The 13,618-nt window shown below is 71.3% G+C and carries 10 protein-coding genes; 2 read left to right on the top strand and 8 right to left on the bottom strand.

The window, feature by feature from the left end:
- Genes ACH4EB_RS33215 through ACH4EB_RS33200 form a run of 4 tightly spaced genes read right to left on the bottom strand, consistent with a single transcriptional unit; the run spans position 1 to position 4,691 of the window.
- Complete coding sequence (locus ACH4EB_RS33215; protein WP_398351950.1) at positions 1-1,248, bottom strand: MFS transporter; 1,248 nt, start codon at positions 1,246-1,248, stop codon at positions 1-3.
- 7 nt (positions 1,249-1,255) lie between these two features.
- Positions 1,256-2,200 carry a RimK family alpha-L-glutamate ligase gene (locus tag ACH4EB_RS33210; protein WP_398351949.1) on the bottom strand — a complete coding sequence of 315 codons (945 nt, stop codon included), beginning with the start codon at positions 2,198-2,200 and terminating at the stop codon, positions 1,256-1,258.
- Complete coding sequence (locus tag ACH4EB_RS33205) at positions 2,197-3,336, bottom strand: HesA/MoeB/ThiF family protein (protein WP_398351947.1); 1,140 nt, start codon at positions 3,334-3,336, stop codon at positions 2,197-2,199. Before ACH4EB_RS33205 ends, ACH4EB_RS33210 begins: the two co-directional genes overlap by 4 nt.
- Positions 3,333-4,691, bottom strand: a complete 1,359-nt coding sequence (locus tag ACH4EB_RS33200; protein WP_398351946.1) for a hypothetical protein — start codon at positions 4,689-4,691, stop codon at positions 3,333-3,335. Before ACH4EB_RS33200 ends, ACH4EB_RS33205 begins: the two co-directional genes overlap by 4 nt.
- Before the next feature lie 413 nt (positions 4,692-5,104).
- Here ACH4EB_RS33200 and ACH4EB_RS33195 point away from each other — a divergent pair, with 413 nt between their 5' ends.
- On the top strand, positions 5,105-8,017 hold the full coding sequence (locus tag ACH4EB_RS33195; protein ID WP_398351944.1) for a hypothetical protein: 2,913 nt from the start codon (positions 5,105-5,107) through the stop codon (positions 8,015-8,017).
- 321 nt (positions 8,018-8,338) lie between these two features.
- Positions 8,339-9,076: a bleomycin resistance protein gene (locus tag ACH4EB_RS33190; RefSeq protein WP_398351942.1), complete on the top strand. Its 738-nt coding sequence runs from the start codon at positions 8,339-8,341 to the stop codon at positions 9,074-9,076.
- A gap of 168 nt (positions 9,077-9,244) precedes the next feature.
- Here ACH4EB_RS33190 and ACH4EB_RS33185 read toward each other — a convergent pair whose 3' ends face one another.
- The 4 genes from ACH4EB_RS33185 to ACH4EB_RS33170 all read right to left on the bottom strand — a co-directional run bounded on the left by ACH4EB_RS33185 (position 9,245) and on the right by ACH4EB_RS33170 (position 13,548).
- A complete protein-coding gene (locus ACH4EB_RS33185) occupies positions 9,245-10,633 on the bottom strand; it encodes a phenylacetate--CoA ligase family protein (protein WP_398351941.1) in 1,389 nt (462 codons plus the stop codon).
- A complete protein-coding gene (locus ACH4EB_RS33180; RefSeq protein ID WP_398351940.1) occupies positions 10,630-11,286 on the bottom strand; it encodes a TetR/AcrR family transcriptional regulator in 657 nt (218 codons plus the stop codon). Before ACH4EB_RS33180 ends, ACH4EB_RS33185 begins: the two co-directional genes overlap by 4 nt.
- A gap of 422 nt (positions 11,287-11,708) precedes the next feature.
- Positions 11,709-12,182, bottom strand: coding sequence for a peptidoglycan-binding domain-containing protein (locus tag ACH4EB_RS33175; RefSeq protein ID WP_398351938.1), 474 nt, complete (start codon positions 12,180-12,182; stop codon positions 11,709-11,711).
- A 115-nt stretch (positions 12,183-12,297) separates the two neighbouring features.
- The gene (locus ACH4EB_RS33170; RefSeq protein ID WP_398351937.1) at positions 12,298-13,548 is read right to left on the bottom strand and encodes a cytochrome P450; all 1,251 of its coding nucleotides are present in this window, start codon (positions 13,546-13,548) and stop codon (positions 12,298-12,300) included.
- Positions 13,549-13,618: the final 70 nt, after the last annotated feature.

Below are 13,618 nucleotides of genomic sequence, written 5' to 3'. Positions count from 1 at the left end.
TCAGGTCGCCGCGGGAGGGTCGGCGCGGGCGCCCAGGGCGAGCAGTGCGGCCAGGAGGCAGGAGGCGGCACTGGCCAGCAGGGCGACGGTGACGCTCCAGTGGACGGCGATGGAGCCGATCAGCGGGCCGCCCAAGGGGGTGGTGCCGAGGAACGCGATGGTGTAGAGGGCCATGACGCGTCCCCGCATGCTGTCGTCGGTCGCGGTGTGCAAGGTCGCGGACGCCGTGGCCAGGAACAGCCCGCAGGCCGTGCCCATCACGGCGACGCCGATGAAGGTGAGCGTGAGCAGCGGGGAGAGGGCCACGAAGACGTAGGCGAGGCCGAGAGCGGCCGAGCACAGGCCGGCGGTCCGCGGTGTGGGGTGGTGGCGGCCGGCTGAGATCAGTGAGCCCAGGAGCATCCCCGCCCCCAGGCAGGACATCAGGGCACCGTACAGCGCCGCGCCGGCGTGCAGGGTCTCGGCGGCGAGCAGGGTCAGCAGGAGCTGGAAGTTGGTGCCGAGGATGCCGATGACGGCGACCATCAGCAGCACGGTGCACAGTGCGGGCCGGTGGCGCACGTACCGCAGGCCCGCGCCGACCTGTCCCCGTTGGCGGGGTTGTGCCGGTACGGCGCGCAGTTGCCCGCTGTCCATGGCCGTGAGGGTCAGCAGGACGATCAGGTAGGAGGCGGCGTTGAGCAGGAACGACGGGGCGATGCCCAGGGCGGCGATGAGCAGGCCGCCCAGGGCGGGGCCGACGGCACGGGCGCTGACGCCGACCGCGTTGTTGAGGGCGACGGCGTTGGCGACCCGTTCGATGCCGACCAGTTCGACGGTGAAGACCTGCCGTGCGGGGCCGTCGAAGGCGTTGACGCATCCCAGCAGCAGGGCGGCCGTCCACACCATCCAGATGCGTGCCGTGCCGGTGAGGGCGACGATTCCCACCGCGGCGGCGATCATCGCCGACAGGCTCTGGGTGACCAGCAGCAGACGGCGTTTGTTCCACCGGTCGACCAGCACTCCGGCGTAGGCCCCGAAGACGGCGATCGGCGCGAATTGCAGGGCGGTCGCGATGCCCAGCGCGAGTCCGCTGCCGCCCAGGCGGATGATCAGCCAGTTCTCGGCGATGAGCTGGAGCCAGGTGCCGGTGCTCGATATGCCCTGGCCGAGGAAGTACAGCCGGTAGTTGCGCTGTTCCAGCGAGGCGAAGGTGCGGCGGCGCAGGTGCCGTGCGGCCCGCCGCCACCTGCGGGTCAGGACGTCCATCACCGGCTCAGCGTTCCCTGAGGTGGTCGGCCACCATGCCCGCCACGGCCGCCCCGACTCCCTTCGGGCTCAGGTGCAGCCCGGCCGCGTCCAGGTCCCGCCACATCGAGATCACCGGGTTGACTTCCAGGACGACCGGGCCCTTCGGACCGTTCAGGAGGTCCACCGCGGCGTGGTGCAGTCCGAAGGCCCGGGTGGCGGCGGTTGTGACCTCGGCGAGAGCCGGGGTCAGGTCGGCGGCGGACACCTCGTAGCCGATGTGGCTGGCCTGCCCGTCGAGGTCGGTGAACAGGGTGGTGCGGGCGGTGCACGAGACGACCGCGCCGTTGATGACCAGCACGCGCAGTTCCTCGTCGTCGTGTGCGATATAGGGCTGGGCGCACAGCGTGCGGTGCTCGCGCAGAAGGTGCCAGAGCTGGATCTCCTGGTGCGGGCTGACGCCCGAGGGGGTGTCGGGGGCCTGGGGTTCGAGGAGGTGGGTCCGTACCAGTCCGACCTTCGAATGGGACAGGGCGGGTTTGAACACCACGTCGCGCCACCGGCGCAGACAGGCGCCGGCTTCCTCGACCGTACGGATGGCCCGGGTCGGTGGTACGGGGACTCCGGCGCGCGCCAGCAGGGCACAGGCCAGCAGTTTGTTGTGGGCCCGCTGGATCGCGTCCGGGGTGTTGAGGACGGTCGTGCCCGCCGCCTCCAGCATGCGCAGGCAGTCGAACACTTGATAGCAGTCCGCGGCCCGGGTGTAGGCGCGCGAGCGGACCAGGACCACCGCCGGGAGCGGCAGCGGCCGGCCCTCGTACCACAGGCCCAGGGGTTCGGCCGCGAACCCCAGGCGGCTCTCGTCGCACCAGTGGGCGGTGACGCGGTGGTCGGCGAGCCGGTCCAGCAGGTCCTGCTCCTCCAGCCCCACGGACACCGCGTCCAGGATCAGCACCTCCGCGCCGGTGGTCATCGGCGCCTCCCTTCCTCGGCGGCGCGGCAGGTGCACCGGGGGTGTACCGGCTCGGCGACGCGGTCGAGCGACAGGTCGCCGAAGTCCACGGTGATCCGGTGGCCGGCCGACGGCATCGGCGCGCCGAGCAGGCAGTGCAGCACCTCCAGGCCGATGAGACCGGAGATGATCTGGGCGCCCACCCCCAGGGCGGAGGTGGCACACATCAGGTCCTCGCGTTCCCGTTTCGCGACGACCTCGTATTCGGCGAGGGAGGTGGTCTCGAGCCAGCGCAGACGGCATTCCTCGCACGACGTACGGCCCGGGACGCGGCTCCACACCGCGCCGAAGCCACCGTTGACGGTGCCGGTGGTGTACGGCGTCCCGGACTGCTCGCAGGCCTGGCTGGTGTACCGGTCGACGGCGAGCCAGGGCCGGTCCGCACCGAGCACGACGATGCCGGGCTCGTACTCGTGCAGGAGCTGGGCGACGTGGTCACCGGACTCCAGGCGCAAGGAGCGGCACGTGTATTCCGGTTCGGGGTTGACCGCACGCAGTCGCTCCGCGGCGGCCGGTGCCTTCGGCTCCCCTATCGCCGCCGTGTCGTAGAGCACCTGGCGATTGAGGTTCTGGACCTCGACGTCGTCGAAGTCGACCAGGACCAGCGAGCCGACACCGAGCATGGCCAGCCCGAGCGCGCACCCCGATCCCAGGCCGCCCACGCCCAGGATGAGGACCCGCGACGCCGCGAGGCGTCGGTGGACCTCGTACTTGGAGCCGAGGTGGCGCACCTGGTCCGCGTAACAGGCGAGGTTGCGCGAGTAGCGGTCGAGCTGCTGTTCGGTGAGCGGAGGGTGCAGGGGCTCGTCCTCCAGCAGGCCGGCGGCTTCGACCTGCTCGTAGATCCGGCACAGCTCCTCCGTGGTCGCCTCCGGGTGCCTGCGGTGCGCTTCGGCGACGATGTCGGACCACTCCCGCCGGCCGTCCAGCAGTTCCAGCAGCCCGGCGGCCGCCTCGGTGGACGAAAGCTCCAGCGCGGTACGGCCGCGGGCACCGTTGCGCAGTACGAGGCGGCCGGTGGCGGGCACGACCAGGACCGTATCCAGCAGTTTGGGACGCCGCAGCGGCGTGCCGGCGGCCCGCGGTGCCCGACTCATCGGCCCGCCCCCGCCGGCTTGCCGTCCACCTGGACGACCGGGACGCAGGCGCCGCCGGTCCCCAGGTTGACGACCGGGTTGTCCGAGCAGCGGGAGAAGAAGCCCGCCAGCGAGCCGGCCAGCAGGTAGCACGACAGATCGACGTTGACGCGCTGCGTACCGCTGCCGTCGGCGGTGGGGATGTCCATGCGCGGCAAGGGCGTGTACTCCTGGAGCACGTACCGTTCGCCCTTCGCCGCCGCGCCCAGGCCCTCCTGCCATTGCCTCTCGTCGACGTGGGGGCCGATCAGTACGCCTTCGCCGCGGGTGAGGTTGGCGGGCTTGAGCACCAGGTGTTCGCGCCGTGCCGTGGCATGGGCGAAGAGGTCGATGTCCGTTCCGTCGGGTCCGGTCGTGCGGCCCTGCCGTACCAGGCGGGTCCAGGGCACGTGTTTCGCGATCACTGCCCGCTGGGCGGCGTCGAACAGCGAGGCGTACCGGGGATCGCTCAGCACCGCCAGTACGGCCTTGTCCTCCGTGATGGTCTGGGCGACCAGAGGGTTGACGAGCAGGGCCTGGTGCTCGCGGAACATGGCCAGGTACTCGGCCGCCGCCGGGTCACCCAGCAGCATCAAGGGGTCGAGCTTGTTGTAGAGGACCTGGTACGCGCGGCCGGCGCAGCGCACCGCGCCGCCGCCGTCACGCATGCTGCGGGCGTCGCACAGTTGGGCCTCCACCCCCAGCTCCTGGAAACTGCGCACGATCCATTCGACTTCGTAGGTGTAGACGCCGCGCATGTTGACCACGGCCGCGGCGTCGACGGTGAAGCCGGCCGTTCGCGCCGAGGACACCAGGGCCCGCGCGAAGGTGTACGGGTCGCGCAGCATCGGGTAGTCGACGAGCGTCTGATCTCCGAGGAGCCGGCGGGCCCAGTCGGTCTCCAGCCACTGCCGGGTGGCCATGGGGATCTGCACCACCCCGCCGGGGCATGCCGTGTTCGCCTCCATCACCTTGAAGGAGTCGCCGCCGTACCAGGCGCAGTCCAGACGGCACACCTCGATGCGCTGTGGGGTCGGCGGGTAGGCGAGGACGGCGGACTCGTGCTCGCGGTATTCACTGAACAGGGTTCGCAGTTCCTCGTGTTCGGCGTAGAGATCAACCACGTGTTCCAGCAGGGCGTACACGTCCCGCATACCGCGCTCCAGCGCGGCGAACTCCTCCCGCTCGATGATCAGCGGCCGTCCCGACATCCGGTACGGGCGGCCTTCCATGTGCAGGCCGCGCGCGTGATAGGCGGACGACAGTTCCTTCTGCTGGGCGGCGAATTTCGCCTGCGGCAGCAGGTGGCCGACCCGCTCCGCCGCCCATGCGTTCATCGTGCTGTTCAGTCCTGCCGACGGTGTGCGCCCCGTAGGGCGGCAACCGGTGGACCAGGCCATGTCGTTCTCCCGTCTTCGTCATGTCCCCACGGCGTCAGGTGCCAGGCGGCCGACCACGTGGCCCGCGCCGCCGACGGCTCCCGAGGCCGCCCGGCGCGTCCGCACGGCGAAATCGCGCAGCCGCTGTCGCGTGGTTGCCGCCCCGGCCCGGCGTGTCAGGGCCGGTGACTGTCGAACAAATCGGCGATATCGGTGTCTCCTCCGGCCACGGCCCGCGCGGGCGGCGTCCGCTGCGCCGCTTGTCACCTGAGCAGGTGTAGCGCCATCCGGTTGTTCGCCGTCGGGGCCATTGCCCTGAACAAACACATGCCGAACAATCGACGGCGGTGACAGGCGGGAAGAGGTGAGACATGCCGCGCCGGGAACGGCCTCTTCACGATGCGGACACGCCCCTGGTGCGCTTCGCCGCCGATCTGCGTCGCCTGCGCGAGAAGGCCGGGAGCCCGACCTACCGGCAGCTCGCCGCGCGAGCGCACTACTCCATCGCCACGCTCTCCGACGCGGCAGCGGGACGTCGGCTGCCCAGCCTCCCCGTGGCCTTGGCGTACGTCCGCGCCTGCGGCGGCGATGTCCGGCAGTGGGAGCGACGCTGGCACGCGCTCGCCGCCGAGCTGGCCACCGCCCAGGGCACGCCGCGCGCACCGCACCCCGTGGGCGGAAAACCCGACGCGACGCCGCCGTACACCGGGCTGGCGGCCTTCCGGGCCGAGGACGCCCCGCGGTTCTTCGGACGCGAACGCCTGGTCGACGAGGTCGACCGGCGCCTGCGACGGCTGCGCCTGCTGGCGCTGTTCGGCGCCTCCGGTGCGGGCAAGTCCTCACTGCTGCGCGCCGGGCTGCTCCCCCACCTGCGCGCCACCCGCGCCCAGGACACGGTCAAGGTGTTCACGCCCGGCCCCTGCCCGATGGAGGAATGCGCGGTGCAGTTCCTGCCCGGCTCCTCCCTCACCCTGGGTGCCGTACGCACGGATCTGACCGCCGACAGCCTCGGCCTGCACCGGTTGGTCCGCCGTACACTGGCCGACCGGCCGGACGACAGCGAGCTGTACCTGATCATCGATCAGTTCGAGGAATTGTTCACCGAGTGCCCGCAGGAGCACGAACGGTCCGCGTTCATCACGTCACTGATCACCGCGGCCCAGGCCCCCAACAGCCGCTGTCGCATCGTGCTCGGCGTCCGCGCCGACTTCTACGCCCACTGCACCCGCCACCCGCTGCTCGTCGAAGCCCTGCGGGACGCCCAGGTGCCGGTGGGCCCGATGGACACCGACGAACTGCGCCGGGCCATCGTCGAACCGGCACGCCGGGCCGGCCTGAGCGTGGAAGGCGCGCTGCAGGCCACGCTGATCGCCCATGCCCACGGACAGGTGGGAGTCCTGCCCCTGCTCTCCCACGCCCTGCTGGAGACCTGGCACCGGCGCCGGGGCAACACCCTGACCCTGGCCGGGTTCCAGGCCGCCGGCGGCTTCGAAGGCGCGCTCGCCCAGACCGCGGAGACGCTGTACGCCGCCCTCACCGACGAACAGCAGAGCCTCGCGCGCCAGATCTTCGTGCGCCTGACCGCGCTGGGCGACGGCACCGAGGACACCAAACGCCGCATTCCGCGCGGCGAACTGGACGACGACGAGGCGACCGCGACCGTCCTGGAACAGGCGACCCGGGCACGACTGCTGTCCATGGACCACGACCGGATCGAGATCGCACACGAGGCCCTGATCCGCAGTTGGCCCCGCTTGCGCGGCTGGCTGGCCCACAACCGCGACCGGCTACGGCTGCACCGCCAGCTCACCGAGGCCGCCCGTGAATGGGAATCGCTCGGCCGCGACCCCGGCGCCCTGTACCGCGGCGCGCGCCTGGCCATGGCACACGACCTCGCCGAAGACGCCGACGCGCTCACCCGGCTGGAACGGGACTTCCTGCGCTCCAGCCGGGCCGCGGAAACCGCCGACCTCACGGCGGCCCGTCGCCGCGCCCGCCGCATGCGCTACCTCGCCGTTCTACAGACGCTGCTGCTCATCGCCGCCGCGAGCACCGCGGGCTACGCCGTGCACGTCCAACACGTCATCACCGGGCAACGCAACGTCGCCCTGGCGCGCGAGGCCGCCCGCGAGGCGATCAAACTACGGCGTTCCGACCCCGCGCTGGCCGCGCAGCTCAGCCTGGCCGCCTACCGGCTCGCACCCCTCGCCACCACTCGCGACGGCCTGCTCGGCACCATGGCCGTCCCCCTGACCGGCCACACCCAGTCCGTCAGCACGGCGGCGTTCAGCCCGGACGGCCGCACCCTGGCCACCGGCAGCTTCGACCGGACCGTACGTTTGTGGGACCTCACCGATCCGCAACACCCCACCCGCCTGGCCACGCTGCGCAACCACACCGACTCCGTCGGCGCGGTCACCTTCAGTCCCGACGGCCGCACCCTGGTCACCGCCGGCCGCGACCGTACCCTTCGCCTGTGGGACGTGACCGATCCCCGCCGGCCGGTCCAGGACGCCGTTCTGAGCGGCCACACCGACGCCGTCTTCTCCGCGGTCTTCCGCCCCGACGGCCGCATCCTCGCCTCCGGCAGCTACGACCACACCATCCGGCTGTGGGACGTCGCCGACCGCGCCCGTCCCACCGCGCTGGCCACACTGCGCGGGCACACGCTCAACGTCAAACCGGTCGCATTCAGCCCGGACGGCCGCACCCTGGCCTCCGGCGGTGACGACCGCACCGTACGGCTGTGGAACCTCACCCACCCGCGGCACCCCACCCTGACGGCCACCCTGACCGGCCACCGCGACTTCGTCGACGCCGTCGCCTTCAGCCCCGACGGCCGCACCCTCGCCTCCGGCAGCGACGACCGCACCATACGCCTGTGGAACCTCGCCCCGCCGCGCCCGGCCGCCCTGCTGAGCGTCCTGCCCGGCCACGACGACGTCGTCACCTCCCTCGCCTTCAGCCACACGCACCGCACCCTGGCCACCAGCAGCAACGACCGCACCGCACGGCTGTGGGACATCACCGACCCGCGCCACCCCCGTCGGCAGACCGTCCTCACCGGCCACACCGGCGCCGTCAACACCGTACTCTTCACCCCCGGCCGCCCACTGCTCGTCACGGCCAGCGCCGACCACACCACCCAAGTCTGGGACACCAACCTCCGGCACGCCATACAACGGGCCTGCGCCACGGCACGCCCGGCGATATCCCAGGCTCAGTGGTCCCGGTACCTACCCGGGGTGGACTACCGGCCGCCTTGCGGCCGGGGTGACGACTGAGGCGTGTCCGGGGGCTTCGTCACTGCCCTCTCCGCGCTGCTCTCCGGTACTCCTGCACAGCGTCCGCTCTCCTGCATGAACTCCTGTGCCACTCCTCATCACACGACTGGCTCTCGCGGTCGGTGAACCCGTCCTCATGCGATCGATGCTGCCGCCGGGCCGGGACAGTTGCAGTTTCCTCACGGCGTCCACTCGTGCCGCCGGGCCGAAGGCCCGAACGACACCCGAGCGGGCTCCGGCGCCCTGGTATCGGACGGGGCGCACCTGTTCCGGGGCGCGCTACTCTGCCGTTAGTCAACTTCGACTGACCGAGGAGGCCGTATGGCCAACGAGGTGGCCATACCCCAACTGCCCTGCCGATCGATCGACGATGTGGCCACGTTTTACGAGGCGTTGGGGTTTTCCACGACATACCGGCAGACCCGCCCGAACCCGTATCTCGCGATGCGCCGCGAAGACCTTGAGATGCATTTCTTCGCCATCGAGGGCTTTGATCCCACCGACTCCTACGGCGCGTGCGCGCTCTACGTCCCCGACACCGGCGCCTTGCACCGCGCCTTCGCGGAGGGCCTGCGCGCGGCGTACGGCAAGGTGCCCGTTTCCGGGATACCGAGGATGACCGCGCCTCGCAAGCGCAAGAACGACGGCCGTCGGACGGGGTTCACCATGGTCGATCCGGGCGGCAACTGGATCAGAATCTTCACCGCCGAGGAGAAGCCTAAGCCGGCCGCCGCACCGCCGCCGACGAACAAGCTGGCCACAGCGCTGGAGAACGCTGTCGTCCTCGGTGACTCCAAGGGTGACACCGCCCAGGCCGTCAAGATCCTGGACGCGAACCTGGCCCGGGAACAGGAGAGCGCACACCCCGCGGACCTCGTCGAAGCCCTCGTGTACCGCGCGGAACTCGCCCTGCGCCAGGAGGACTCCGTACGAGCGCGGGCCCTGCTCGCCCGCGTACGCGCGATACCCCTTGAGGACAGCGAGTGCGAACGTCTCGCCGACTGCCTCGCCCTGGCGGAGGACATGGCGAAGGACCTTCCCGCCGACGCGCAAGACTGACACGTCGCGGTGCCGTCGGCACGACTTCTGTCAACGGTCGGCGGCACCGCATCCGGTCCTTCCCCCGCCACGTTGCCGACGTCCCGGTCACCATCTCGGCCACCGTTGCCCGCGCGACCCACGGCCACTCCACGGCTCCGAACACACCTTGCCCCGCGTTCTCTCCGCTCAGCCTCCTTGGGACGACCGGTCGAAGGGGATGACCGTCCGGTACTTGCCGCCGGCGGTCTGCTGGGGTGGCTCATCGGCGCGCTGGACCGTGACATGGTCGAGTTTGTTGTCGGCGAGGAGGCGGGTCAGCTCCTGGTGGGCGGTCCGCCACACGCGGGCCGGGTCGGCGCCGGCGGTCGGCAGCAGACGTACCCGCAGTGTTGCCGGGGCGGTCTGTTCGACCTGGAACAGCTCGACTCCCGGCGTGCGGTCGAAGAGGGTGCCGAAGGCGAGGGGGGCGAGTTGCACGGAGTCGCCGCGCCGGGTGGGGAAGGTGAGAATGTCGCCGGAGCGCCCCCGCACGCGAAGGGCGGGCAGGGGATTGCCGCACGGGCACGGGTCGGGCCGGAGCAGGACGCTGTCGCCGAGGTCGTAGCGCAGGAACGGCTGCACCCGGTTGGCGAGGTTGCTGACCAGTACGGTGTGCGAGAACTGCCCGGGCGGGGTGGGCCGATGATCGGCTTCGACCGGCTCGAGCACGGCCCAGTCACTGTTGACGTGGTACCAGCCGTCGGCGCAGCTATGGCTGAGGTAGGTGCACTCGGTCGCGCTGTACATCGCGCGGACCGTGGCGTGGAAGGCGCGCGCGATCCTGTCGGTGTCGTTCGTGGTCATCGTCTCGCCGGCCGGCTGGATCAGTGCCGGGTTGATGCGCAGGCGGCCGGCTTCCTGCTCGGCGGTGAGCAGCATGATCGTGCTGGCGTAGCCGATGACGAAGGAGGGGCGGTAGTCGTTGAGCTCGGCCACCAGCCGCGGCATCGGCGTGTGCACCGGGAACGCCCGGAGCAGCTTGCTGCGCCACCCACCCGCTCCCAGCGTGCGGGAGTACGCGGCGAAGCCGACGTAGTGCCCACCGGTGGCGACGAGTTGGGCGAAGCGTCCGCCTTGGGTGGCCGCCCGGAGGACGCCGGCGGGGCCCAGCCACGAGGCGAGTGCACGGGAGGTGAGTGCGGCACCCACGTCCATGTACCGGTCGTCGAGCACGAAGAGGCCACGTCGGCCGCTGGTGCCCGAGGTGGTGGCCACCATGTACTTGCCGAGGAACCGCTGTCCGATCCGCTCGGGGTCGTCGGTGAAGGCGCGCACCTTCTCGTACGTGACGGCTCGGTCGGTCGCCCAGTCGTCGAAGTTGCCCATCAGCGTCTTCTTGTCGGTGACCGGCAGTAACGCCGGGTCCTCCACCCGCTCGGGCAGGCCGCGGTAAAGATTGCGGTAGTACGGGGAGGTGGCCCGGGCATGGGCGACCAGGTCGGCCAAGCGGTCGCGCCGGCGCCGCGTGACCGCGGCCGCGTCCTCCTTCCGGGCCCTGCGGATGTCCCGTTTGAGCCACGCCATGGTCTCGGTCATCGTGCGGTACTCCTTCGGGGTACGGGGGCGGTCGGCAGCCCGACCTGCCGCAGGACGGCGAGAAAGTAGGCCTTGACCTCTTTCGCGCCGGTGGTGTCGGGGTACGCGGCGAGGTGTTGCAGAGCCGCGCCGCTGAGCATCTGCTGGAGGATTTCCGGGTCGCTGTCCGGGGGGAGTTGCCCGGCCGCGCGAGCCCGCTCCAGGGTGGTGCGTACCGCACGGCTGCGGTGGCCGCCGTGCGCCTTGTGGTAGGCGCGCAGCAGTTCGGGGAGGTCGTCGACCGTGGCGTAGAGGCGGCGGACCAGTCGGCGTGCGCGGGGCGTGCCGAGGTGGTCGGCCCAGGCCGTGACCATGCTGTCGATGTCCGGCCAGTCCATCGAGGCGGGCTCCACGTCCCGGTATTCCCACTCGACCGCCCGTACGAGCAGGTCGGTCAGGGTCGCGAAGCGTCGGTACACGGTGGCGCGGGTGACTCCGGCGCGGCGTGCCACCTGCTCGATACTGGCCCAGCCGGCGCCCCGTTCGATGAGCAGATCGAGCGCCGCCGCGAGGATTGCCTCGTCCGCCTCCCTGCTGCGCGGCCGGCCGGGAGCCCTCGCGGGCGGGGCCGGCGCGGCGAGGGAGTGCCCTTGGGGATCGTTGTCAGGGTTCACGAGTCAATACGATACAGCACTGTGCTGTATTGCATTGAGAGGGTGGGGGTTGCGCCCGCCTCGCCCACCATGCAGCGGACCGGCGCGGCCGCCTGCTCCAGCGGCGCCGAGGTCGGGTTGCCGTACTGCCCGGTCCGACCCGGTCCGGCCCGGCCCGGCCCGGCCAACGAGACGGTCCGCATCCGGGTCGTGCATCAGGTGGAAGGTGGTGGGTGCGGCGAGCACTGGGGCTCAGGGGGTGCCCAGCAGGTCGAGGGCGGCCCGTACGTGGGAGACGTCGCGCAGGACGCGTGCTCCGGCGCAGCGGAAGGGCCGCGCCACCGGGCGCCATGCGCGCACGGCGCTCCGCCCGGGAGCCGTGACGTGAAAGGCCGAGCGGCGCACCCCCAGGGCGCCGCTCGGCCGGTGCGGTGTGGTGCCGCTCAGCAGTGCCGCTTGGAGTCAGCCGCGAAGTCCTTGAACGCGGCCTTGGTCTTCGACCCGGCGATGCCGTCGATGCTGCCGGTGTAGCCGTGGTACCTCTTCAGGTTGCGTTGCAGGGCCTTGATGGTGTTCGAGCCGACGATGCCGTCGATGCTGCCCCGGTAACCCCAGTGCGTCTTCAGGAAGCGCTGCATGGCCTTCCAACTTCCGGTGCCCAGCTTTCCGTCCAGGGCGCCGTTGTAGCCGTAGTACTTCTTGATCCAGCACTGGACCCACCTGGCCTCGTTGGTCCGCAGGCCGAGGTTGTTCACCGCGAGTGGAGCGATGTTCCCGGCGCCGACCGTGCCGGTCGCGGCCTGCGCGGGCCGGGCGGGCTGTGCGGACGCGGACGTGGCGCCCGCCAGGCCGCCGGCGGCGATACCGGCAACTGCGGTGAGGGCGACAACCGCCCTCGTGACAACGCTTGGTCGCATGTTTCCCCCTGTGTCCGGGTCGTTGAGTCGATTCTGGGGCGCTTGGCGCGATCCGGGAAGAGCGTGCATCTGTGCGACACACGGGGTGGGGCGTCCCGGTGAACATCGCAGCAGCTCACCAGGTCACCGGGACCTCGGCCGGCATGATGGCCATGCGGTTCGGGTGCCAGGGGACGTCCGCCGGCGGTACGGCCAGACGGATGTCGGGCAGGCGGTCGAGCAGCACGCGGAAGGCGACCTCGGACTGGCGGCGGACCAGGTGGGCGCCGGGGCAGTGGTGGCGGCCGTAGCCGAAGCGCAGATGCGGGTTGGGGGTGCGGGCCGGGGTGAAGGACGTGGGGTCGGGGAAGGCGGTGGAGTCGTAGTTGACCGCGTCCAGGGAGAGCAGGATCATCTCGCCCTTCTTCACCCGGGCCGATCCGAGTTCCGCGTCCCTGGTGACGAAGCGGGGGATCGCGTTGCCCAGGACGACGCTGCACCGCAGCAGTTCTTCGACGCACTGCGGCATCGTCTCGGGCCGGGCGCGTACCGCGCTGATGGTCTGCGGCTGCTGGAGCAGGTTGAAGGCCGCGACGCCCAGGAAGCTCGCGAAGTCCTCGTAGCCGCTGACGAAGAGGACGGAGATGATGTTCGACAACTGCCGTTGGGTCAGCCCCTGGCCGGCGGTGGCGTTGAGGTCGGCGAGGCGGTCCGCCAGGCCGCGCGGCTCGCCGGGGCGGCGATCGGCCATGTGCGCGTCCATGTACGCGCGGATCTCCTCCCAATTGCGGGCGAGTTCCTCGGCGGTCGGGGTGACCATGGTCAGGTCCAGGTCGGCCCGTACGGCGAGCCAGCCGTGGTCGGCGAACGGCAGACCGAGCAGCCGGCACATGCACTGGGCGGCGACCCACTCCGCGAAATGGCGCTGGAGGTCGCCGGGACTGCCCTCGCCGACCATGGTGTCCAGGCCCTCGCCGGTCACGCCCGCGACCCAGTCGGCGGGCAGTTCGGGCTGGTCCCGGCCGAGAGACCGCAACACTTCGTCGCGCAGCCCGGCCCGGTGGAGGTGGTTCATGACGTCGAGCAGTTCGGGCGCCAGGATCGGGGCGTCCTGGGCGGGACTGTCCGCCGCGGCCAGCGCGGACCGGGCGAACGAGCGGTCCCGCAGCACGTGCCGGGCCAGCTCGTACCCGGTCACCAGCCAGGCCTCTTCCCCGGAGTTGGTACTGACCCGGGCCACGGGGCAGCGGCCGCGCAGCTCGTCGAGTTCGGGGGCGAGCCGGTCACCCCGCGTGCTGAAGGGGTAGTGCGGAAGGGGCTCGTCGTGCGGGTCGGGCTGATGGTGCGGGGCTGGTCCGGGCGCGGGCGCCTGCGGTGGCGTGGTCACGTGGGGGGCCTCCTTCTGGAGCGACTTTCCTGTGGGCACCGGTTCGGGTCGTGGGACGGGGCACCCGGCC

This window comes from Streptomyces sp. NPDC018045, assembly GCF_044327445.1.
In the GTDB taxonomy this organism is placed as follows: domain Bacteria; phylum Actinomycetota; class Actinomycetes; order Streptomycetales; family Streptomycetaceae; genus Streptomyces.
Note: the sequence above shows the minus strand (reverse complement) of the source record. Positions and strands in the feature narration are given on the sequence as shown.

Coding starts and splice junctions, on each gene's coding strand:
- ACH4EB_RS33200 (WP_398351946.1), bottom strand. CDS start 4,691: ATGAACGCATGGGCGGCGGAGCGGGTCGGCCACCTGCTGCCGCAGGCG.
- ACH4EB_RS33215 (WP_398351950.1), bottom strand. CDS start 1,248: ATGGACGTCCTGACCCGCAGGTGGCGGCGGGCCGCACGGCACCTGCGC.
- ACH4EB_RS33195 (WP_398351944.1), top strand. CDS start 5,105: ATGCCGCGCCGGGAACGGCCTCTTCACGATGCGGACACGCCCCTGGTG.
- ACH4EB_RS33210 (WP_398351949.1), bottom strand. CDS start 2,200: ATGACCACCGGCGCGGAGGTGCTGATCCTGGACGCGGTGTCCGTGGGG.
- ACH4EB_RS33205 (WP_398351947.1), bottom strand. CDS start 3,336: ATGAGTCGGGCACCGCGGGCCGCCGGCACGCCGCTGCGGCGTCCCAAA.
- ACH4EB_RS33185 (WP_398351941.1), bottom strand. CDS start 10,633: ATGACCGAGACCATGGCGTGGCTCAAACGGGACATCCGCAGGGCCCGG.
- ACH4EB_RS33190 (WP_398351942.1), top strand. CDS start 8,339: ATGGCCAACGAGGTGGCCATACCCCAACTGCCCTGCCGATCGATCGAC.
- ACH4EB_RS33175 (WP_398351938.1), bottom strand. CDS start 12,182: ATGCGACCAAGCGTTGTCACGAGGGCGGTTGTCGCCCTCACCGCAGTT.